The following is a 20,511-nucleotide window of genomic DNA, read 5'->3' on the forward strand; positions in this document are numbered from 1 at the left end:
GGCGCCGAGGGGCAGGTCTTGCCCCGATGCCGGTGCAGACCTGTCACCCTCTGACCAGCCAAGGTCGGCGCCGGGGGCGCGGCCCGCGGCAGGCGGCCGCAGACGTCAGCGCGCCAGCGCCGCGAGCAGCTTCTCGTGGATGCCGCCGAAGCCGCCGTTGCTCATGCACAGCACGTGGTCGCCCGGACGGGCCGCCATGACGATGGCTTTCACCAGGGCTTCGATGCCCTCATGCACCTGGGCTTGCTCGCCCATGGGCAGCAGGGCCTCGGCCGCGTCCCAGCCCAGGCCGGCCTGGTTGCAGAAGGCCAGGTCGACCTCCTCCAGCGCCCAGGGCAGCTGAGCCTTCATGGTGCCAAGCTTCATGGTGTTGGAGCGCGGCTCGAAGACGGCCAGGATGCGCTCCGAGGGCGCGATGCGCCGGCGCAGTCCGTTGACCGTGGTGCGGATGGCGGTGGGGTGGTGGGCGAAGTCGTCGTAGACCTTGACGCCACCGGCCTCGCCGCGCAGCTCCAGGCGGCGGCGCACGTTCTTGAACACGGCCAGCGCGGCGGCGGACTGCTCGGGCGTCACGCCCAGGTGCTCGGCCGCGGCCATGGCTGCCAGGGCATTGAGCTGGTTGTGCTCGCCGGCAAGGTCCCATTCGACTCGGGCCACCTTGAGCGCGCCGCGCAGCACGTCGAAGGCCGAGGGCTCGCCGCGGGCGCGCAGGGTGCCGGGCTCTTCCTTGCGGGCGCCGAAGCGCTGGACTTCGCTCCAGCAGCCGCGCTGCAGCACGCGCTGCAAGGCCTCTTCGCGGGCATTGACCACCAGGCGGCCGCTGGGCGGCACGGTGCGCACGAGGTGGTGGAACTGGGTCTCGATGGCGGCCAGGTCGGGGAAGATGTCCGCGTGGTCGTACTCGAGGTTGTTCAGCACGGCGGTGCGAGGCCGGTAGTGGACAAACTTGCTGCGTTTGTCGAAGAAGGCCGTGTCGTATTCGTCCGCTTCAATGACGAATGGGGCCCCCATGCCTGCCCTTGCAGGCACGGCGCTGCCCTGCGCGGGGGCGCTCGGGGCGACGGCGCCAAGTCTTGCCGAGACCCCGAAGTTCTGCGGGACGCCGCCCACCAGGAAGCCGGGGTTCAAGCCGGCATGCGACAGGATCCAGGCCAGCATGGAGGTGGTGGTGGTCTTGCCATGCGTGCCGGCCACGGCCAGCACGTGGCGGCCCTGCAGCACGTGCTCGGCCAGCCATTGCGGGCCGCTGGTGTAGGGCAGGCCGGCGTCAAGGACCGCTTCCATCAGCGGGAAGCGGCCCTCGCTGGAGCGGGTGACCACGTTGCCGATCACGAAGAGATCGGGCTTGAGGTCCAGCTGCTCGGCGCCGAAGCCCTCGATCAGCTCGATGCCCAAGGCTTCCAGCTGAATGGACATGGGCGGGTAAACATTGGCATCGCAGCCGGTGACGCGGTGGCCGGCCTCGCGGGCCAGGGCCGCCAGGCCGCCCATGAAGGTGCCACAGATGCCGAGGATGTGGATGTGCATGGTGTGCTGCAGAAGGTCAGTCGCCGAACCAAGACGGCACATGGGCCAGGGCTTGGTCGAGGCTGGAAAGGATGAGGCATCGCGGGGCGATGTCCGGATCGGGTTCCTTGAGGTCGGGCACCAGGACCACGCCCATGCCTGCCGCCAGCGCACCCTGAGCACCGTAGCTGGAGTCCTCGAAGACCAGGCAGTCGCTCGCCGCCTGAGCCAGGCTGCGTGCGGCCAGCTCGAAGAGGTCCGGATGCGGCTTGCCGCGCGCGACCTGGTCGCCGCCATGGATGGGGTCGAAGTGCGTCACGATGCCGGCTGCGCCCAGGCGGTCCAGCACCTTGGCATGACGGGTGGAGGAGGCCACGGCACAGGGGATGCCGCGCTCGCGCAAGGCCTGCAGCAGGGGCAGCACGCCGGGCTTGAGCGCGAAGCCGCGGCTGGCGAAGCGCTCGGCCACCTCGGCATCGACGGCCTCATACATGCGCTCGGCGGCCTCGGTCGAGCCGAACCAGCCGGCCAGCAAGGCCAGGCAGTCGGCACGATTGCGGCCCACGGTGAGGCGGTAGTCGGCAGGCGTCAATGCGACACCGGCTGCGGCCGACAGGCGCAGCCAGGCGTCCTGGATGGGGCGCTCGGAGTCGAGCAGCAGCCCGTCCATGTCGAAGACCGCCGCACGGTAACGGCGGGAGGCGGTGCTCATGGCTTCAGCCGGCGGTCAGCGCAAGGCCTGGCGCGCCGCTTCCAGGGTGGCGGCGATGTCGGCCTCGGTGTGCTCGGCCGAGACGAAGCCGGCCTCGTACAGGGCCGGGGCCAGGTAGACGCCGCGGTCCAGCATGCCGTGGAAGAACGCGTTGAAGCGGGCGCCGTCGGTGGTCATGACGGTCTTGTAGTTCTGTGGCAGCTCCGGCAGAAGGAAGAAGCCGAACATGCCGCCCTGGCAATCCGCGCTGAAGGGCACGCCGTTCTCGGCGGCCACGACCTTGAGGCCCTCGACCAACTGGCGGGTCTTTGCGGAGAGGCTGTCGAAGAAGCCGGGCTTCTGGATCTCGCGCAGCGTGGCCAGGCCGCAGGCGGTGGCCACCGGGTTGCCCGACAGCGTGCCGGCCTGGTAGACGCCACCCAGCGGGGCCAGGTGCTTCATGATCTCCCGGCTCGCGCCGAAGGCTGCCAGGGGCATGCCGCCGCCGATGACCTTGCCGAAGGTGCTGATGTCCGGCTTGAAGCCCGGCAGCTGGCTTGCGTAATGGCCCTGGGCGCTGTGCAGCCCCACGCGGAAGCCGGTCATGACCTCGTCGAAGACCAGCAGGGCGCCGTGCTGGGTGCACAGCTCGCGCAGGCGCTTGACGAAGGGCAGGGCTGCGCGCACGAAGTTCATATTGCCCGCGATGGGCTCGATGATCACGCAGGCCAGCTCGTGGCCGTACAGCGAGAAGGCCTCTTCCAGCTGGGCGAGGTTGTTGTACTCCAGCACGACGGTGTGCTGCGCCACCTCGGCCGGCACGCCGGCGCTGGTGGGATTGCCGAAGGTGGCCAGACCCGAGCCGGCCTTGACCAGCAGGCTGTCGGTGTGGCCGTGGTAGCAACCTTCGAACTTGATGAACTTGCTGCGGCCGGTGGCGCCGCGGGCCAGTCGGATGGCGCTCATGGTGGCCTCGGTGCCCGAGCTGACCAGGCGCACCTGCTCCATGGAGGGCACCAGCTTGAGGATCTCCTCGGCCAGCTCGATCTCGCGCTCGGTGGGCGCACCGAAAGAGAAACCGTCCAGCGCCGCCTTCTGCACCGCCTCCAGCACGGCGGGGTGGCCATGGCCCAGGATCATCGGGCCCCAGGAACCGATGTAATCGATGTAACGATTTGCATCTGCGTCAAAGATGTAGGCGCCGCTGCCGCGGGTAATGAAGCGGGGCGTGCCGCCGACGGCGCGGAAGGCGCGGACGGGCGAGTTCACGCCCCCCGGGATCACGCGCTGGGCGCGCTCGAACAGGGTCTGGTTCTGGCTCATGGGATCGGGTCGGAGAGGGGTCAGTGGATGCGGCGCGGGCCCTTGGAGGGTTCGTCCATCATCAGGTCGTGGCCGTGCTCATGCTCGGCGGTGGCGCCGGCTTCGCCCTCTTCACCGGGCGGCAGAGCCCAGAAGAAGCGGTCCGGGACCACATTGCCCATGCCTGGGCGGAAGCCGGCATCCAGGCTCTGGTCCAGGAAGGCCAGGGCCTCGCCGACGGCAGCATGGATCTCGGCACCGACGGAGAGCAGCGCGGCCAGCGAGGCAGACAGCGTCTCGCCGGCACCGATGAAGCTCACCTCGAAGCGCTCGAACTTCTCGCCGGTGATGGGGCCCTGCGGGCTGGCCAGCACGTTGTCCACGAACTGGTTGGGCAGGGCGATGCCGGTCACCAGCACATGCTGGGCGCCGTGCTCGGCGGCCGCCACGGCCAACTCGCGCGGCGAGGCGGGGCGGCCGGCGTCCCAGTCGGGCAACAGAAAGTCGGTGAGGGTCTTGTGGTTGCCCACCAGCACCTGGGTCTGGGGCAGGATCAGCTCGCGGAAGCTGTCCCAGTAGCTTTGCTGCTGTTCCTCGTCCAGCCAGCTGATGGCGGGCATGTAGGACACCAGGGGCACGTCTGGGTAGTCGGACAGCACCTCGGCGACGGCGCTGACGCCCTCGGCGCTGCCCAGGAAGCCGACCTTCCAGGCGGCGACGGGTACGTCCTCCAGCACCGAGCGGGCCTGCTCGACGAGCAGGTCGCTGTCCAGGGTCTGGTGCTCGAAGACCTCGGCGGTGTCGCGCAGCACGATGGCTGTGACGACGGGCAGGGCGTGGGCGCCCATGGCGGCGATGGTGGCGATGTCACCGGCAATGCCGGTGGCGCCGGTGGGTTCGCTGGCGTTGAAGCTCATCACGCAGGCCGGGGCCTGGGCTTCTTCTTCAGCCGCGCTGGCGTCCGGGGGGAGGGGGGTGTCAGGGCTGTTCATGGTGGAGCTTGGGCCAGGCTGGGCCTGTGGTGAACCGTGCTGTGGACCGTGATCGGGACCGTACTCCGGCACGGTCCGGCGGGCGGCGTGGGCAGCAGTGTGGGTAATACTGCTCGGAATTCTCTGGGCATGCCCATCTAAGTGGGGATAAGCCCCGAGTTTCCTGTTGCATCTGTGCCTATATGCTCCGCGAGAACGTCTGAGGGGCGTGGCTACAATCTTTCGTCGCATTGTAGTGAGCAAAGAACTGTATCGTGAGCGAAGCAAGTACCTGGATGTGCCTGATCTGCGGCTGGATGTACGACGAAGCCGCAGGTGACCCTGAGCACGGCATTGCGCCCGGCACCGCCTGGGCCGACGTGGACATGAACTGGACCTGTCCCGAGTGCGGTGCTCGTAAGGAAGATTTCGAAATGGTCCGCATCTGACGGGCTGACAAGACCAAGGCACGCTGCAAGCGTGTTCCCCACCGCTGAAGGAGTAGCTGGGTTGGACGGGAAAGCGCAAGAAGGCAAGATGGCCGCGACCAAGGTGCTCGTCATTGATGACAGCAACACCATTCGTCGCAGTGCCGAGATCTTTCTCAAGCAGGGCGGTCACGAGGTCGTGCTGGCGGAGGACGGCTTCGATGCCCTGTCCAAGCTCAGCGACTATCAGCCGGACCTGGTGTTCTGCGATATCTTGATGCCGCGACTTGACGGCTATCAGACATGCGCCATCATCAAGCGCAATCCGCAGTTCGCCCACGTGCCCGTGATCATGCTGTCCTCCAAGGATGGTCTGTTCGACAAGGCGCGCGGTCGCATGGTGGGCTCGCAGGACTACCTCACCAAACCCTTCACCAAGGACCAACTGCTGCAGGCGGTGCAACAGCACCGCTCGCAGCCCTGAGCTGGCGGGCTGACCCCACACGCTGCTGCGACACCCCCTGATCCAGCAAGGAGCTTCCATGACTATCCAAAACATTCTGCTGGTCGACGATTCCAAGACCGAACTTCACCATCTGAGCGAGCTTCTGACCAAGCGCGGCTACGCCGTGCGCACTGCCGAGAACGGCGAAGAGGCGATGAAGCGCCTGGGCGAGGAAGTGCCGGACCTGATCCTGATGGACGTCGTCATGCCGGGCCAGAACGGCTTTCAGCTGACCCGCGCCATCACCCGCGACCCCAGGTTTGCCCATGTGCCGGTGATCATGTGCACCAGCAAGAACCAGGAGACCGACAAGGTCTGGGGCATGCGCCAGGGCGCTTCCGACTATGTGGTCAAGCCCGTCAAGTCCGATGAGCTGATCGCCAAGATCAAGGCGCTGGAAGGCGCCAAGGGCTGACACACCATGGCCAACAAGCAAGCCCTGCGTGAACTGCAGCAGCGCCTGGCGCAGCGGATGCAGGCGGCGCGGGAACAGACCCGCAGCGCCAGCTGGCTCGCCGTCGAGGTGGCCGGCCACGCCATGCTGTTCTCGCTGAAGCAGGCGGCCGAGATCTTCTCGCCTGTGCCGCTCAAGAACGTGCCCTATGCCCAGCCCTGGATGCTGGGCGTGGCCAATCTGCGCGGCGGCTTGCACACCGTGGTGGACCTGGCCGCCTTCCTCGGAGCCCGCGAGCCCGGGACCCGGCTGGATGCCAGCCAGTCCCGCTTCGTCGCGATCAATTCCGATCTGAACATCAACTGCGCTCTGCTGGTGGACCGCCTGCTGGGCCTGCGTTCGGATGAACAGCTGAGTCCCGATCCCGAAGGGGTCGAGACGGGCGCGCGGCCCCGCTTTGCCGGCGCGCGCATGAAGGACGAGCAAGGCCGTAGCTGGCAGGTGCTCGATCTCGAGGCCTTGGCCAAGCACGAACAATTCCTGCGCATCGTCGCCTAAACCTGCAGCGCCGGCCGAACGCGAGACGGCCGCGCGTCTTTCACGCTATCCAACAGACGTCAGAGGGTCAGATGAGCTTCCTGGACAAGATCAAGAGCATGGGCAAGCAAGAGGGTGAGCACGCACCCGAAGGGCTCCACGACGCCAACCACGAGGCCCAGCCGTCCTCCCAGGATGGTGGCGAGACCGTCCAGGTCGATGCGCATCCGGCCGACGTGTCCATCATCTCCGAGGCCACGCCGACGGCCGAGCAGGCCGCGCCGGCCCATGAGTACGCCGAGGGCGCAAGCAGCACCACCTTCGGCCAGACCACCACCTTCGGCAACACGCAGGCCGCCGACCCCGCCGCCGCGCTGACAGCCGTGGCCGCCGCTGCCGCCGCGGACCGCGTCAAGCGCCAGCGCACTCTGACCGCCCTGGTGGCGGTCGGCCTGGTCGGTACCGCAGCCACCGTGGGCCTGAACATCTGGAACAGCAGCCGGACTGCCGCGCAGGTGCGTGCCTCCGGTCAGGCCATGATGCAGTCGCAGCGTCTCGCCAAGGCCGTGTCGACCGCCACCATGGGCAACACGCAGGCCTTTGCCGAACTGCGCGAGAGCTCCTCCGTGCTGAGCGGCATTGCCAACAACCTGCGCACCGGCGAGGGCGAACTGGCCAAGGCCTCGGGTGATGCTCTGCAGACCCTGGAGAACCTGGCCCCCAAGATCGCCGCGGCCGAGAAGAACGCCAAGCTGGTGCTGGGCCAGGAAAAGATCCTGACGCAGGTGGGTGCCGCACTGCGCACGATTAACCGCCAGTCCTCCGACCTGCTGGAAAGCGCCGAGGCGGTGTCGTCCCTGGCTCTGCAGCAAAACAGCTCGGCGGTGGAAATTGCCGCCGTGGGCCAGATGGTCATGCTGACCCAGCGCATCGGCAAGAGCGCCAACGAATTCCTGACCCAGGAAGGCGTGAACGCCGAGGCCGTGTTCCTGCTGGGCAAGGACCTGAACACCTTCCGCGAGATCAACGAGGCCCTGCTCAAGGGCAACTCCGAGCTGGGCCTCAAGGCCGTGGGCAATGCGCAGATGCGCGAGCGCCTCGCCGCCCTGCTGAAGCAGTTTGAGGAGACCCGCGGTCAGGCCTCGGCCATTCTGAGCAACATGCCTGGCCTGGCCTCGGCCCGTGAAGCCCAGGCCGCCATCCTGGCTGACAGCGAACCGCTGCGAAAGGGCCTGGACCAGGCCGGTCAGCAGCTTGAAGCCACCGGCGGCACGAGCCCGCTGCTGCTGCTGCTGATGGCCGGTTCCCTGGTGGCCCTGGTGGCTGGTGCCGTGGGCTTCCTGCGCCTGTACGTGGCGGAACAGGCCCACCGTACCGAGATGGCCGAAGAGCAGCGCAAGCTGGCCGAGCAGCAGGAGCAGGAGGCCAAGCGCGTCAACGACGCCAACCAGGCCGCCATTCTGCGACTCATGAACGAACTGCAGTCGGTCGCTGAAGGTGACTTGACCCAACAGGCCACGGTGACGGAAGACATCACGGGCGCCATCGCCGACTCGGTGAACTACACCGTGGAAGAGCTGCGCAACCTGGTGACCCAGGTGCAGTCCACGGCCGCACGGGTGACGGAAACCACCGGCCAGGTCGATCAGACCTCCACCGAACTGCTGGCCGCTTCCACCGAACAGCTGCACGAGATCCGCGCCACCGGCGAGGCCGTGCTGCAGATGGCCGAGCGCATCAATCAGGTGTCCTCGCAGGCGCAGCAGACCGCCGAGGTGGCCCGCCAGTCGCGTGAAGCGGCCGAGCAGGGCAAGCAGGCGATGGAGAACAACATCGGCGGTATGAACCAGATCCGCGAGCACATCCAGGAAACCTCCAAGCGCATCAAGCGCCTGGGCGAGTCCTCGCAGGAGATTGGCGAAATTACCGAGCTGATCTCGGACATTACCGAGCAGACCAACGTGCTGGCACTGAACGCCGCCATCCAGGCCGCGTCGGCCGGTGAAGCGGGTCGGGGCTTCTCGGTGGTGGCGGAAGAAGTGCAGCGCCTGGCGGAACGCTCCGGCGATGCAACGCGCCGGATCGCCGCTCTTGTGAAGACCATTCAGACCGACACCCAGGATGCCGTGGCCGCCATGGAGCGTTCCACGCTGGGGGTGGTGCAGGGTACCAAGCTGTCCGATGCCGCCGGCCACGCGCTGGAGGAGATCAACGAGGTGTCCCGCCGCCTGGACGAGCTGATCGCCCGCATTTCCGAGTCTGCTGTGAACGAAGCCCGCTCCGCCAACGACGTGGCCTCCAACATTCAGCACATTTTTGCCGTGACCGAGCAGACGGGTGAGGGCACGCGCTCCACCGCCCAGATGGTGCACGAGCTGTCGCGTTCCGCCGAGGCCCTGAAGCAGTCGGTGTCGCGATTCAAGGTCGAGTGATCGCCCTACAGCCCTCAGCAATACAACAGATCTAGAAGGCAAGACCCGGCATGGATTTCCCGCGCGATTCCGAGTTCCCCGCGGACCTCAGCCCCCTGGCCTGGGTGCAGGAGGAATTGCGCCGCTCCCTGGAGTCCGTGCACAAGACCCTGCGTCGTGTGCTGCGTGACAACGAAAGCCGCAGCACCCTGATGCTGGGTGGCGAGCCCCAAGGCCCGCACCAGCTGATCGAGGCCGCTGCAGCCCAGCTGCACCAGCTGGTGGGTGTGGTGTCCGTGGTCGGCCTGCCGGCCGGTGCGAAGCTGCTGGGTGCCAGCGAGCGTGCGCTGCGCCATCTGGCGGTCAGTCCCCAGAACATGGACAACCATGCCGTGGAGGCCTTCGAGCGCGCGCACTTCGCGCTGCTCTCGCTGATCACCCGCATGCTGGCCGGCAATGCCGTGTCCACCCTGGCGCTGTTCCCGGCCTACCGCGAGCTCTCCGAGCTGGCCCAGGCCGAGCGCGTGCACCCAGCCGACCTGTGGCACCACGAGTGGACCTGGCGCGAGGTCTCGACCTTCCCGCCCGTCTCCGGCCTGCGCCCGGATGCCGTCCGCAACGTCTTCGAATCCGCCCTGCTGAAGCAGATGCGCGCACCGGCGCCCAGCCATGCGCGCCTGCTCAGCGAGCTTTGCGCCGGCCTGGGCGCCTCCGCTGCCGACCTCCAGTCCCGCACGCTGTGGCGCCTGGCCTCGGCCCAGTTCGAGGCTCAGGCCCAGGGCCTGCTGCAGACCGACAACTACGCCAAGCGCCTCGGCTCGCGCCTGCTGTCGCAGCTGCGTGCTGGCAGCGCCGGTGAGGTGAGCGTCTCCGACCGCCTCGGCCAGGACCTGCTCTTCTTCTGTGCTCAGGCCCGTACCCCGGCTCAGGCCAGCCAGGCGCCGCGCCTGCACGCGGTGCGTGCGGCCTACCATCTGGAGTCCGCGGCCTCCGGCGACTACGAGGACCAGAGCCTGGGCCGCATCGACCCCAACTGGGTTGCGCAGGCCAAGCGCCGCGTGCATGCCGCCAAGGAGGGGTGGTCGTCGGCGGCCGAGGGCGATTCGCACCGCCTGGGCAGCCTGAGCGAGCAGTTCACGGCCTTGTCCGAATCCTTGGCGCAGCTCTTTCCCGAGGGCGCCGTGCTGGGCGAGGTGCTGCAGCGGGCCGTCGTGGCCACGCTGCGCTCCAACCAGCCGCCGGCCCCGCATCTGGCCATGGAAGTGGCCACCGCCATCCTCTATATCGAGGCTGCGCTGGAAGACGCCGCCTTCGATCAGCCTGAGCAGGCCGAGCGCGTACGTGTGCTGGCCCGCCGCATCTCCGCGGTGGCCCGCGGCGAGGCGCCCGAGGAGCTCGAGACGTGGATGGAGGATCTCTACCGCCGCGTCTCTGATCGCCAGACCCTGGGCAGCGTGGTCCATGAGCTGCGAGCCAGCCTCACCGAGATCGAGCGCCAGATCGACGAGTACTTCCGCGACCCCGCCAAGCGTGAGGTCCTGATCCCCGTGCCCAACCAGCTGCAGAGCATGCGTGGCGTGCTCAGCGTGCTGGGCATGGACCAGGCCGCGCTGGCCTGCGTGCGCATGCGTGACGAGATCGACGCCCTCGCCAATACCGAGGTCGATCCCGAGCTGCCCGGCCCGAAGGAGATCTTCGACCGCCTGGCCAACAATCTGGGCGCTCTGGGCTTCCTCATCGACATGCTCAGCGTGCAGCCGCAGCTGGCAAAGCGCATGTTCCATTTCGATGAGAGCACGGGCAGCCTCAATTCCGAGGTTCGTCGCCAGAAGGCGGCGCCGGTCTCGGTGCCGAATTCCGCCGACCTGCTGAGCCAGGTGCAGGCCGCCGCCGCCGCCGTCGCGGCCGGTGAGCTCCCGGCCGAGGACCTGGCCCGCAGTCTGGAGCGCATCGCCCTGCAGGCCCGGGCTGCCGATGAGACCTCGGTGGCCGAGGCCGCGCAGTCCGCCAAGCAGATGCTGGACGCGGCCCGCCCCGAAGCCGCTGCCGGCGCGGAGGCTCCGGCGCAGGCCGACGAGGCCCGCGCGCAGGCCGCGCAGTCCCTCAATGAGTTGGTCGCCGCCCGCACGCCGGTCCTCCCCGAGCTGCCGGCGGTGAGCGCCCCCATTCCCGAAGACCCGGCCGCCCTGGACCAGGAGATGCTGGAGATCTTCCTGGCCGAGGCCGAGGAAGTCTGCCAGACCGCCCGCGAGGCCCTGCAGGCCCTGGGCGAACAGAGCCAGAACCTCGAGCACATGACCACGGTGCGCCGAGCCTTCCATACGCTCAAGGGCAGCTCGCGCATGGTGGGCCTCAACGAGTTCGGCGAAGCCGGCTGGGCCTGCGAACAGCTCTACAACGCCCGCCTGTCCGAACAGGCCGGCGCCGACAGGGCCCTGCTGGACTTCACCCACCAGGCCCTCGACTACTTCGACGCCTGGGTGTCCGACATCGCCGACCAGCGCTTCGGCCGCCACAGCGCCGCGCCGCTGCGCCTGAGCGCCGACGCCCTGCGCTTGCGCGGCGAGTTCCTGCCGGTGAGCAGTCTCAGCGCCGAGATCGCCGAGCCCGAGTTGCTGGTGCCCGCCGTGCTGCCGGCGGCCTTTGAGGTCACCGAGGTCAGTCCCGAGCTGGTGCCCGAGTCCGACACCTTGCCGGAACTGCCAGGGCTGTCGCTGGAAGCAATTGCGCCTGCCACAGAGCCCGGCACCGAGCCTGTGGCCGAGCCTGCTGTGGAGGCTGTGGAGGCTGTGCCCGAGCTGGCCGCGACGCTGGAAAGCCCGGTGCAACCCATCGAGGTGCCGGAGCTGACCGAGATGCCGCTGGACCTGCCGGTGGAAGTGTCTGCGCAGCTGCCGGAGCTGGGCGAAGCCCTGTCCCTGGATGCCCTGCCCGAGCTGGGCGAGGTCATCGAGATGCCGGTGCTCAGCGAGGAGGCCCTGCCGGGCGTGTCCGTCGCCGGCGAGCCGGAGCCCCTGGCCACCGAGCCCATGCCCCTGGAGCCGGTCCTGCCAGAGTCCACAGACGCACTGGAGCCCCTGGCCCTGCACCTGGACCTGCCCACTGCCGAATTCAGCGCGGAGAATGCATCGGCAGACAAGATCGACAGCACCCTGCGCCTTGGCACCGAGGACCTGCCTGCTTCCACCGGTCTGGACGAGCCCCTGCTGCATCTGGACCTGGAGGTGCCGCTGGAGACCCTCCAGCCTGCCGCCGCGGTCGAGCCTTCGCTGGACCTGTCGCTGATGGAGGACCTGGGCGAGGTGGCCCTGCCCGAGCCCGAGCCCGAACTGCAGCCCCTCAGCCCCGACGAAACGCCCACCCTGGCCCTTCCTGTGGCTGAGGCCCAGGCCTTCAGCGACCAGGCCCTGCCGGCCTTCGAACTGCCCCTGGACGAGAGCCCCGAGCCGGCCGCCGAACCCCTGCAGGCGGTCGAAGACAGCGCCCTGCCCACGCCCGATACCGAGGTGCTGGAGATGCCCGCCCTGCTCGATGCCGGCGAGGCCCTGGAGCTGACGGCACCTGAACTGCCGGTGGAGTTGCCCGTCGAATTGCCGACCGAGTTGCCTGTGGAGCTGCCCGTGGAGCTGCCGATCGAGCCGCCCACGGAGGTGCCGGAACTGCCCGCCGCGCCCCAGCTCACCCTGGTCAGTGACCAGGGCCAGGCGCTGGCCGCCGAGGATCTTGCGGCCGAGGAGGCCGGCGAGGGGCTGGGCGACGACGAGAGCGTCAAGGTCATCGGCCCCCTGCGCATCAGCATCAGCCTGTTCAACATCTTCCTGAACGAGGCCGATGAGCTGTCGCGCCGCCTGAGCACCGAGCTGTCCGAGTGGTCGCTGCAGCTGAACGACACGGTGCCTGCCGCCTGCGAGGCCCTGGCCCACAAGCTGGCCGGCAACGCGGCCACGGTCGGCTACGAAGACCTCTCGGACCTGGCCCGTGCCCTGGAGCACGCGCTGGAGCGCGCCGCCCTGGCTGGCCGCTACACCGAGACCGACGCCGAGACCTTCGTCCGCGCCGCCGAGGACATCCGCCGCCTGCTGCACCAGTTCGCCGCCGGTTTCCTGAAGCCGGTGGAGCCAGGCCTGATCGAGGCCCTGCAAGCCTACGAGCCCCTGGACCGTCGCGACCCGCTGGCCGAGGCTACCGACAGCGACTACGACCAGCTCGCTGCGATGGTCTCGACCGAGGAGCTGCACGCGGACACCGCCGAGCTGTCGGCCGAGGCCCTGCCGGCGCTGGTGGACGAGCCGGTGGTGCTGGTCCAGGAGCCCGTTCCTGCGCAGGCCGCCGCCGAGAGCTTCCCGGTGGGCGAGGCCGACCATATCGACGACGAGCTCTTCCCCATCTTCGAGGAGGAGGCCGACGACCTGCTGCGCAGCCTGCACGCCGCCATGCGTGAATGGCAGGCCGCGCCGGGCGATCCCAGCCGCGCCGCGGCCTGCATGCGTCATCTGCACACCTTCAAGGGCGGTGCACGTCTGGCCGGTGCCATGCAGCTGGGCGAACTGGCCCACCAACTGGAATCCTCCATCGAGCGCCTGCTCACCGATGCCGCCATCGATGCCGGTGGCGTGATGGCCCTGCAGGACGACGCCGATGGCCTGGAAGCTGCCTTCGAGCGCCTGCGTGAACGCCTCAAGGGCGGTGGTGGTGCAGCGCCCGCTGCGGCCCCAGCTCCGGTGGCGGTGGCTGCGCCTGTTGTCGCGCCTGTTGTGCCCGTCCAGCCCCTGGCTGCGCCCGAGGCACCGCTCCCAAGCGAAGCCGTCGATGCCGTGGCGGCCGAGACCGTTCGCGAAGGCATCGACAGCCCGGCCCTGGTCGATGTTGCTGCGCAAGTGCCGTTCGACGCACCGGCCCTCGAGGCCCAGAGGCTGGCCGAGCCCGAACTCCCGAGCGAGCAGCTGCCTGCCGAGGCAATCCTGCTGGCGGACAGCGCCACCGCTGTCCTGCCCGAGGTCGAGCCCTTGTCCGAGGGGCTGCTCTCCGCTTTTGGCGAGCTGCCGCCCGTGGTGGTGGCCGCCCCCGCACCGATGGTCGGCAAGCCCATCGACTGGGCGCAGTTCGCCGCCGGCAAGGAGCTGGAATCCGACAGCGCCATGCTGTCTCAAGCCCAGTCCGTGGTGCGCGTGCGCGGCCCGGTGTTGGAGCGCATGGCCACGCAGGCCGGTGAAGTCTCGATCCGCCGTGCCCGCCTGGAAGGCGAGCTGGGTGCGATGAAGACCGCCCTGGTCGATCTGGAGGACAACCTGGAGCGTCTGCGCGCCCAGCTCCGCGAGCTGGAAGTGCAGGCCGAAGCCCAGATGGGTTCCAGCCGCGAGGTGGCCAAGCAGCTGGGTCGCGACTTCGATCCGCTGGAATTTGACCGCTACACCCGCTTCCAGGAACTGACCCGCATGATGGCCGAGTCGGTGAACGACGTGGCCACCGTCCAGCGAAGCCTGCTGCGCAATGTGCAGCTGGGTGAAGATGAACTGGCCGGCCAGTCGCGACTGACCCGCGAACTGCAGGACGACCTGCTGCGTACCCGCATGGTGGAGTTCGAGTCCCTCGCGGAGCGCATGCACCGCGTGGTGCGCCAGGCCTCCCGCGAGGTTGGGAAGCAGGTGCAGCTGGAGATCTCCGGCGGCCATGTGGAACTGGACCGTTCTGTGCTGGAGCGCCTGATCGGCTCCTTCGAGCACCTGCTGCGCAACAGCGTGATCCACGGCATTGAGTCGCCCGAGAAGCGCGAGGCCGCCGGCAAGCCCGCTGTCGGCCACATCCACGTGATGCTGGCCCAGGAAGGCAACGAGGTCGTCCTGCGCTTCACCGATGACGGCGCCGGCCTGAACCTGCCCCGCATCCGCGAACGCGGCGTGTCCCAAGGGCTGATCAAGCCGGACACCCAGCTGAGCGACGAGCAGCTGATGGCCCTGATCTTCGCTCCGGGCTTCTCGACCGCCCATGAGGTGACCGAGCTGGCTGGTCGCGGTGTGGGCATGGACGTGGTCCGTTCCGAGGTCAACACCCTGGGTGGCTACGTCGAGACCCAGAGCCGCGAGGGCATGGGCACCAGCTTCGCGCTGCGCGTGCCCCTGACCACCGCGCTGACCCAGGTCGTGCAGCTGCGTTGCGGCGAGCTGATCGTGGCCGTGCCGGCCAACTTGATCGACTCCGTGCTGCGCCTGCCGCCAGCCCAGGTCGAGAAGGGCTACGAGGCCGGTGAGCTGCACCTGGGCGAGATGACCGTGCCCATGTACTGGCTGGGTGGCCTGCTGCAGGCCGGCGAGCGAGGGCATATTCACGGCCGCACCGCCTCGGTGGTGCTGGTGCGCAGTGCCCACCAGCGCGTGGCCCTGCATGTGGACGAAGTGATCGGCAACCAGGAAGTTGTGGTCAAGAACCTTGGTCCGCAGCTGATCCACGTGCCAGGTCTTGCTGGCATCAGCCTGCTGGCCTCGGGCGATGTGGCCCTGATCTACAACCCGGTGGCCCTGGCCAATGTCTACGGCGAGCATGCCCAGGCGCTGGTCCGAGCCGACGCCGCGGCCCTGGCGGCCCAGGCCTCGGTGGTGGTCGAGGAGAAGCTGCCGCCGCTGGTGCTGGTGGTCGATGATTCCCTGACCGTGCGCCGCGTCACGCAGCGTCTGCTGGAACGCGAGGGCTATCGCGTCAAGCTGGCCAAGGACGGCCTGGATGCCATGGAGCAGCTGGCCGCGGACGAACTGCCCGGCGTGGTGCTCTCGGACATCGAGATGCCGCGCATGGACGGCTTCGATCTGGTCCGCAATCTTCGCGCCGATCCGCGCCTCAAGGCCTTGCCGGTGATCATGATCACCTCGCGGATCGCGCAGAAGCACCGCGACTATGCGCACGAATTGGGAGTTGACGACTATCTGGGCAAGCCCTATGACGAGGATCTGCTGCTGAGCCTCATTGCTCGCTACACTGCCGAGGAAAATGCGGCCGCCTGATCCTGGGCTGCCCTTGACCCCCAAAAGTTCCTCGTTTCCTGAAGGCCTTAGGGCCCGGAGCGTCCTGACAGGCAGTCATGTCCGAAGTCGTTGAGCATCTGGCAGAGTTAACCGGATTCCGGGACCGGGACGTCATGGACGTCACCCTGGTCTCGGCCCTGCGCGATCTGCTGGAGCCGGTCTCCGTGGCCATCTACCGCTGTGTCGGGGAGCCCGGCCAGCAGCGATGGCTGACCCGGGCGCGCCTGGCCGCCGAGGACGCCGTCGCCACCGCCGACTCCCTCTGGACCGAACCCGGCCGCCTGCCTCCGCTGGACGCCTTCCCCGAGCGCCAGCTGTGCCTCGAGAGTCGCACCATCCTGCAGAGTGTGCTGGACGGCGGGCACCATGAGACGCTCTTCCCGCTGCAGACCGACCGCGAGGTCATCGGCGTACTGGAGGTGCGATCCCTGGAGCTGCTGACGCCCGCCGAGCTGCGCACGGTGGGCAGCATCCTGCGCATCTATCACAACTTCCAGGGCCTGCTGGATTACAGCGAGCGCGACACCCTCACCGGCCTGCTCAACCGCAAGACCTTCGACGAGAGCTTTCTCAAGGCCGTCAGCGAGCTGCCCCTGAGCCCCAGCAATGTGCAGGCCGACGACGGCCGGCGCCATGAAGCCGCCCACCCGCACTGGTGGCTGGGCGTGATTGACATCGACCACTTCAAGCAGGTCAATGACCGCTTCGGCCACCTGATCGGCGACGAAGTCCTGCTGCTGCTCTCACGTCTCATGCGCAACAGCTTTCGCTTCAACGACCTGCTCTACCGTTTCGGTGGCGAGGAGTTCGTGGTCCTGATGCGCTGTGCCGACGAACCGGATGCGGCCCACGCCTTCGAGCGCCTGCGCCACAACACCGAGGCCTACACCTTTCCCCAGGTCGGCCAAATCACCGTGAGCGTGGGCTTCACGGAAGTCCGCGGCGGCGACACCCCGGCCAGTGCCTTCGAGCGCGCGGACAAAGCCGTCTATCACGCCAAGTCCCACGGTCGCAACCAGGTGCACAGCCACGCGGAGCTGGTCCGCGTCGGCGAAATGAAGGAACAGGAACAGCACAGCGACATCGAGCTGTTCTGAGCCCGCCCCGCCGCCTGCTCCTCGGTCGCTCCCCCACGCCTTTAGCCCTCTCCCTGGCCCGGACTGGAGCCGCTTGCGCGGCTGCGTCCTGCGCGGCGGGTCTTTCCGGCATGCACCAAACAGGCGCATCCGTTCGCAATACAGTGATACTCCAGGGCAAGCTGGGGTTAATCAATCGATTGATTAATTCGCCCTAGAATCCGGCGCCATGTCCGGAACCCAGACCCCCATTGCCGCCCCGGCGCCCGCCGGCTCCAGCGCCCACTCCAGCGCCGGGCCCGCGGCCTCACGCCCGACCCGGCCAGCCGGGCTTGCGGCCGAAGTGACCGGCACCGAGGAGGCTGGCACCCGTGAGCGCCTGCTGCGCGAGGCGCTGCGCATCTTCGGCGCCAAGGGCTTTGACAAGGCCAGTACCCGCGAGATCTGCCTGGCTGCGGGAGCCAATATCGGCATGATCAAGTACTACTTCGGCGACAAGCAGGGCCTCTACAGCGAGGCTCTGGTCCGTCCGCTGGAGGGCATCATGCAGGGCATTCCCTGGCAGGACGGTGGCGAGCTGCCCCTGCGGGCCTGGCTTGGCGAGCTGTACGGCGCCTTTGTCGCGCCGCTTCGTCGGCCTGATTCCGGTCTGGTGGACCTGATGCGGGTCTGGGGCCGAGAGCTCTCCGATCCGACGCCCGTCGGCGACGAAGTCTGCCTGGCCTTCATGCAGCCCTTCCATGACCGCCTCAGCGCGACCCTGGCGTCACGTCTGGGGCTGCCGGCTGCAGACGATGGTGTCCATCGTCTGGGCTTCGCGCTGATGGCCCTGGTGCAGGACTACTGGACCTCGGCCGACTACATGGAGGCCCTGGCCCCCGGCACCGTTCGGGGCGAGGGCGCGCTCGACGAGGTGTTGGACACCCTGGTCTGCTACGGCCTGGCCTTGGTCGAGGCTGAAGGCGCGCGGCGGTCCCGGCTCCGTGCTGGCCGCGCCGCGCCGGGCCGGCCGGCTGGCTATGGCACCGCTCGCACGCCGCCTCCCGCTGAGACATCCCGAGACATCCAAGCAAAGGACGCAGATGCCTGACCCCTCCCCGAACCCGCGTGCGCGAGCCCCTGGCGCCCGGCTCGCCCTGGCGGCGGCAGCGAGCCTGCTGCTGGGCGCCTGTGCCGTTCAGGCCCCGACGCCACCGGCCGGCACAGCGCCGGCCATGCCTGCGGTCTGGCAGGCACCGTTGCCGGCAGATGGCGTCGCGGCACTGCCTGAATGGCTGCAGTCGTCCGACCCCGTCTTGCGGGCGGTGCTGGAGGCCGTCCAGGCACAGGCGCCCAGCCTGCAGCAGGCGGTGGCGCGGCGCGACGAAATCCGTGCGCTGGCTGGCGTCGATCCTGGCGGTCCGCGCGTGCAGGGCCTGGCGCAGTTGCAGCGCACCCGGGCGGTCCTGCCGGCCAACAGCCCGGTCTTGAGCCAGGGCCTGACACAGATCGATGCGAGCTGGGAGCTGGACCTTTTTGCCCGTGTGCGTCAGCAGTCGCAGGCCCTGGCCCGCCGGGCCGAGGCCGCGCAATGGGAGCTGCAGGCGGTGCGCTTGAGCCTGATGGTCGAGGTCGCCCAGCTCTACCTGACGCTGCGCAGCGCTGAGCAGGCCCAGGCCCTGGCCCTTGAGGAGGAGGGGATCACCGAGCGCCTGGCCGCCCAGGCCGCCCAGCGCCAGCGCGCGGGCCTGGAGACGCCAGCCCAGCAGGCCCTGCTGGCAGGCGTGGCGGCAGAGAGCCGTCAACGGCGCCTGGCCCAGCAGCTGGAGCTGGAGGCGCTGCACAAGGCCCTGGTCGCCGCGACGGGGATGGACGAAGCCTTGCTGCGCCGGCAGCTGGCGCCCGGCCGTGGCCAGCTTCCGTCCTGGCCCGCCCTTGCCCTGCGGGCCGTGCCTGCCGAAGCCGTTCAGTTGCGGCCCGACCTGATGGCCGCACGCATGCAGGCTCTGGCAGCCTGGTCCGAGGCCGGGGCTGCGCAGGCGGCACGTTATCCCCAGCTGCAACTGCTGGGCAGCATCAGCGTGGCGGGGGTGAAGCTGGGCTCGGAGCGCGACGAGAGCCGCGGCTGGAGCCTGGGTCCGCAGCTGAGCCTGCCCCTGTTGGACGGCGGCGCCAGGCGCGCCGAGGCCGAGGCCGCGCAGGCGCGCTGGCGCCAGGCCGAGGCTGCATGGCGCGGCACGGCCCTGCAGGCGGTCCGCGAGGTGGAGGAGGCCTTGCTGCGCCTGGCGGCGCAGCAGGCGCGGGTCGAGGCCGCGCAGGCCAGCCTGGCGAGCTACGAGAAGGCGCTCAAGGGCACTGAGCAGCGCTGGCGGCATGGCCTGGCCAGTGCCAGCGAGCTGGATGAGCAGCGGCGCCTTACCCTGGCTGCTCGCAGCCTGCAGCTGCAGTTGCAGCGCGAGGGCCTGTCGGCCTGCCTGTCTCTTTACAAGGCCGTCGGTGGCGGCTTCAAGCCGGCCTGAGTCCGGCACAGAAGGTACTGCATGAACTTTCATTCCATGACCCCGCGCGCGCCCGCCGCCCTGCTGGCGGCTGCCCTGTCTGGCCTGTTGCCGGGCGGGCCGGCGTTCGCCGCCGACAAGGACAAGGCCGCGCCCGCCGCCCCGGCGGCGCTCGCCAAGCCGGCCCTCAGCGTGCAGCTCGTCACGCCCCAGAAAAGCGTCTGGATCCGCAGCATCCCCGCCGTGGGCACCGTGGCGGCCTTTGCTGAGCAGCAGGTCAGCGCCGAGACCGGCGGGCTGATTCTGGTCGAGGTCCGAGCCCAGGTGGGCGAAGTGGTCCGCCGCGGCCAGTTGCTGGCCCGTCTGCAAGACCTGGGCGTGCAGGCCGACCTGGCCCAGGCGCGCGCCCAACTGGCCGAGGCCGAGGCCGCGAACGAGCTGGCGCAGGCCGATGCCCGGCGTGCCCGCCAGATCGAGGCGGAAGGCGGCGAGGGGCTGTCGCAGCAGGCCCTGCAGCAGTATGTAGCGCAGGCGCGCAGCACCGCCGCGCGGCTGCTGTCGGCCCAGGCGCGGGTGAAGTCCGAGGAGCTGCGGCTCAGCCAGACGCGCATCGTGGCGGGTGATGATGGGGTCATCAGCGCCAAGACGGCAGTGGAAGGTGCCGTGGCCCAGCCCGGCCAGGAGCTGTTCCGGCTGATCCGCCAGCAGCGCCTGGAATGGCGGGCCGAGCTGCCTGCCGAGAGCCTGGCCCAACTGCGCGCGGGCGCGCGGGTGCAGGTCCGGCTGCCGGGCCGGGCCGAACCCATAGTGGCCCGGCTGCGCACCCTGGCGCCCACGGTGGATGCGCAGTCCCGCATGGGTCTGGCCTATGTGGACCTGCCCGTTGGCACCGGTCTGCGGGCCGGCAGCTTCCTGCAGGGCAGCTTCGAGCAGGGCAGCGGCGAGGCCCTGCATGTGCCGCAGAGCGCCGTGCAGCTGCGCGAAGGGTTTGCCTATGTGTTCAAGGCGGGCGCCGATGGCCGCGTGCAGCAGGCCAAGGTGAGCCTGGGCCGTCGCCAGGGCGATCGCGTGGAGGTGCTTCAGGGGCTGGAGCCTGCGGCCCGCATCGTCGCGGCCGGCGTCGGCTTCCTGGTCGATGGCGACCGCGTGCAGGTGGTGACCGGGGCAGCCCCGGCCGGCCCCGCCGCGTCGCGCTGA

14 protein-coding genes are annotated in these 20,511 nt (G+C 69.1%); 10 read left to right on the forward strand and 4 right to left on the reverse strand.

What is annotated here, in order from left to right; translation table 11 throughout:
- Positions 1-105: 105 nt before the first annotated feature.
- From mpl to H5407_RS15270, 4 genes are read right to left on the reverse strand one after another with little or no spacing between them, the layout of a single operon-like run.
- Positions 106-1,527: a UDP-N-acetylmuramate:L-alanyl-gamma-D-glutamyl-meso-diaminopimelate ligase gene (gene mpl, locus H5407_RS15255; RefSeq protein WP_183105325.1), complete on the reverse strand. Its 1,422-nt coding sequence runs from the start codon at positions 1,525-1,527 to the stop codon at positions 106-108.
- Between the two features lie 16 nt (positions 1,528-1,543).
- Positions 1,544-2,218, reverse strand: coding sequence for an HAD family phosphatase (locus H5407_RS15260; protein WP_183105326.1), 675 nt, complete (start codon positions 2,216-2,218; stop codon positions 1,544-1,546).
- Between the two features lie 15 nt (positions 2,219-2,233).
- On the reverse strand, positions 2,234-3,520 hold the full coding sequence (gene hemL / locus H5407_RS15265; protein WP_183105327.1) for a glutamate-1-semialdehyde 2,1-aminomutase: 1,287 nt from the start codon (positions 3,518-3,520) through the stop codon (positions 2,234-2,236).
- 20 nt (positions 3,521-3,540) lie between these two features.
- Positions 3,541-4,491 (reverse strand): bifunctional hydroxymethylpyrimidine kinase/phosphomethylpyrimidine kinase, encoded by a 951-nt coding sequence (locus H5407_RS15270; RefSeq protein ID WP_255501263.1) that lies wholly within the window; start codon positions 4,489-4,491, stop codon positions 3,541-3,543.
- A gap of 275 nt (positions 4,492-4,766) precedes the next feature.
- Here H5407_RS15270 and H5407_RS15275 point away from each other — a divergent pair, with 275 nt between their 5' ends.
- The 10 genes from H5407_RS15275 to H5407_RS15320 all read left to right on the forward strand — a co-directional run bounded on the left by H5407_RS15275 (position 4,767) and on the right by H5407_RS15320 (position 20,511).
- Positions 4,767-4,919 (forward strand): rubredoxin, encoded by a 153-nt coding sequence (locus tag H5407_RS15275; RefSeq protein WP_183105391.1) that lies wholly within the window; start codon positions 4,767-4,769, stop codon positions 4,917-4,919.
- An 88-nt stretch (positions 4,920-5,007) separates the two neighbouring features.
- Complete coding sequence (locus H5407_RS15280; RefSeq protein ID WP_183105328.1) at positions 5,008-5,382, forward strand: PleD family two-component system response regulator; 375 nt, start codon at positions 5,008-5,010, stop codon at positions 5,380-5,382.
- 58 nt (positions 5,383-5,440) lie between these two features.
- Entirely contained in the window at positions 5,441-5,818 is a 378-nt protein-coding gene (locus H5407_RS15285; protein ID WP_183105329.1) for a PleD family two-component system response regulator, read from the forward strand.
- A 6-nt stretch (positions 5,819-5,824) separates the two neighbouring features.
- Positions 5,825-6,355, forward strand: a complete 531-nt coding sequence (locus tag H5407_RS15290) for a chemotaxis protein CheW (protein WP_183105330.1) — start codon at positions 5,825-5,827, stop codon at positions 6,353-6,355.
- A gap of 71 nt (positions 6,356-6,426) precedes the next feature.
- A complete protein-coding gene (locus H5407_RS15295; RefSeq protein ID WP_183105331.1) occupies positions 6,427-8,766 on the forward strand; it encodes a methyl-accepting chemotaxis protein in 2,340 nt (779 codons plus the stop codon).
- Between the two features lie 50 nt (positions 8,767-8,816).
- Entirely contained in the window at positions 8,817-15,740 is a 6,924-nt protein-coding gene (locus H5407_RS15300) for an Hpt domain-containing protein (RefSeq protein WP_183105332.1), read from the forward strand.
- 77 nt (positions 15,741-15,817) lie between these two features.
- Positions 15,818-16,858: a GGDEF domain-containing protein gene (locus H5407_RS15305; RefSeq protein ID WP_183105333.1), complete on the forward strand. Its 1,041-nt coding sequence runs from the start codon at positions 15,818-15,820 to the stop codon at positions 16,856-16,858.
- A gap of 208 nt (positions 16,859-17,066) precedes the next feature.
- Positions 17,067-17,927 carry a TetR/AcrR family transcriptional regulator gene (locus H5407_RS15310; RefSeq protein ID WP_183105334.1) on the forward strand — a complete coding sequence of 287 codons (861 nt, stop codon included), beginning with the start codon at positions 17,067-17,069 and terminating at the stop codon, positions 17,925-17,927.
- Complete coding sequence (locus H5407_RS15315; protein ID WP_183105335.1) at positions 17,920-19,335, forward strand: TolC family protein; 1,416 nt, start codon at positions 17,920-17,922, stop codon at positions 19,333-19,335. The genes H5407_RS15310 and H5407_RS15315 overlap by 8 nt, the downstream gene beginning before the upstream one ends.
- A gap of 21 nt (positions 19,336-19,356) precedes the next feature.
- Positions 19,357-20,511 carry an efflux RND transporter periplasmic adaptor subunit gene (locus H5407_RS15320; protein WP_255501264.1) on the forward strand — a complete coding sequence of 385 codons (1,155 nt, stop codon included), beginning with the start codon at positions 19,357-19,359 and terminating at the stop codon, positions 20,509-20,511.

The organism is Mitsuaria sp. WAJ17 (genome assembly GCF_014174515.1).
Classification (GTDB): Bacteria; Pseudomonadota; Gammaproteobacteria; order Burkholderiales; family Burkholderiaceae_C; genus Roseateles_B.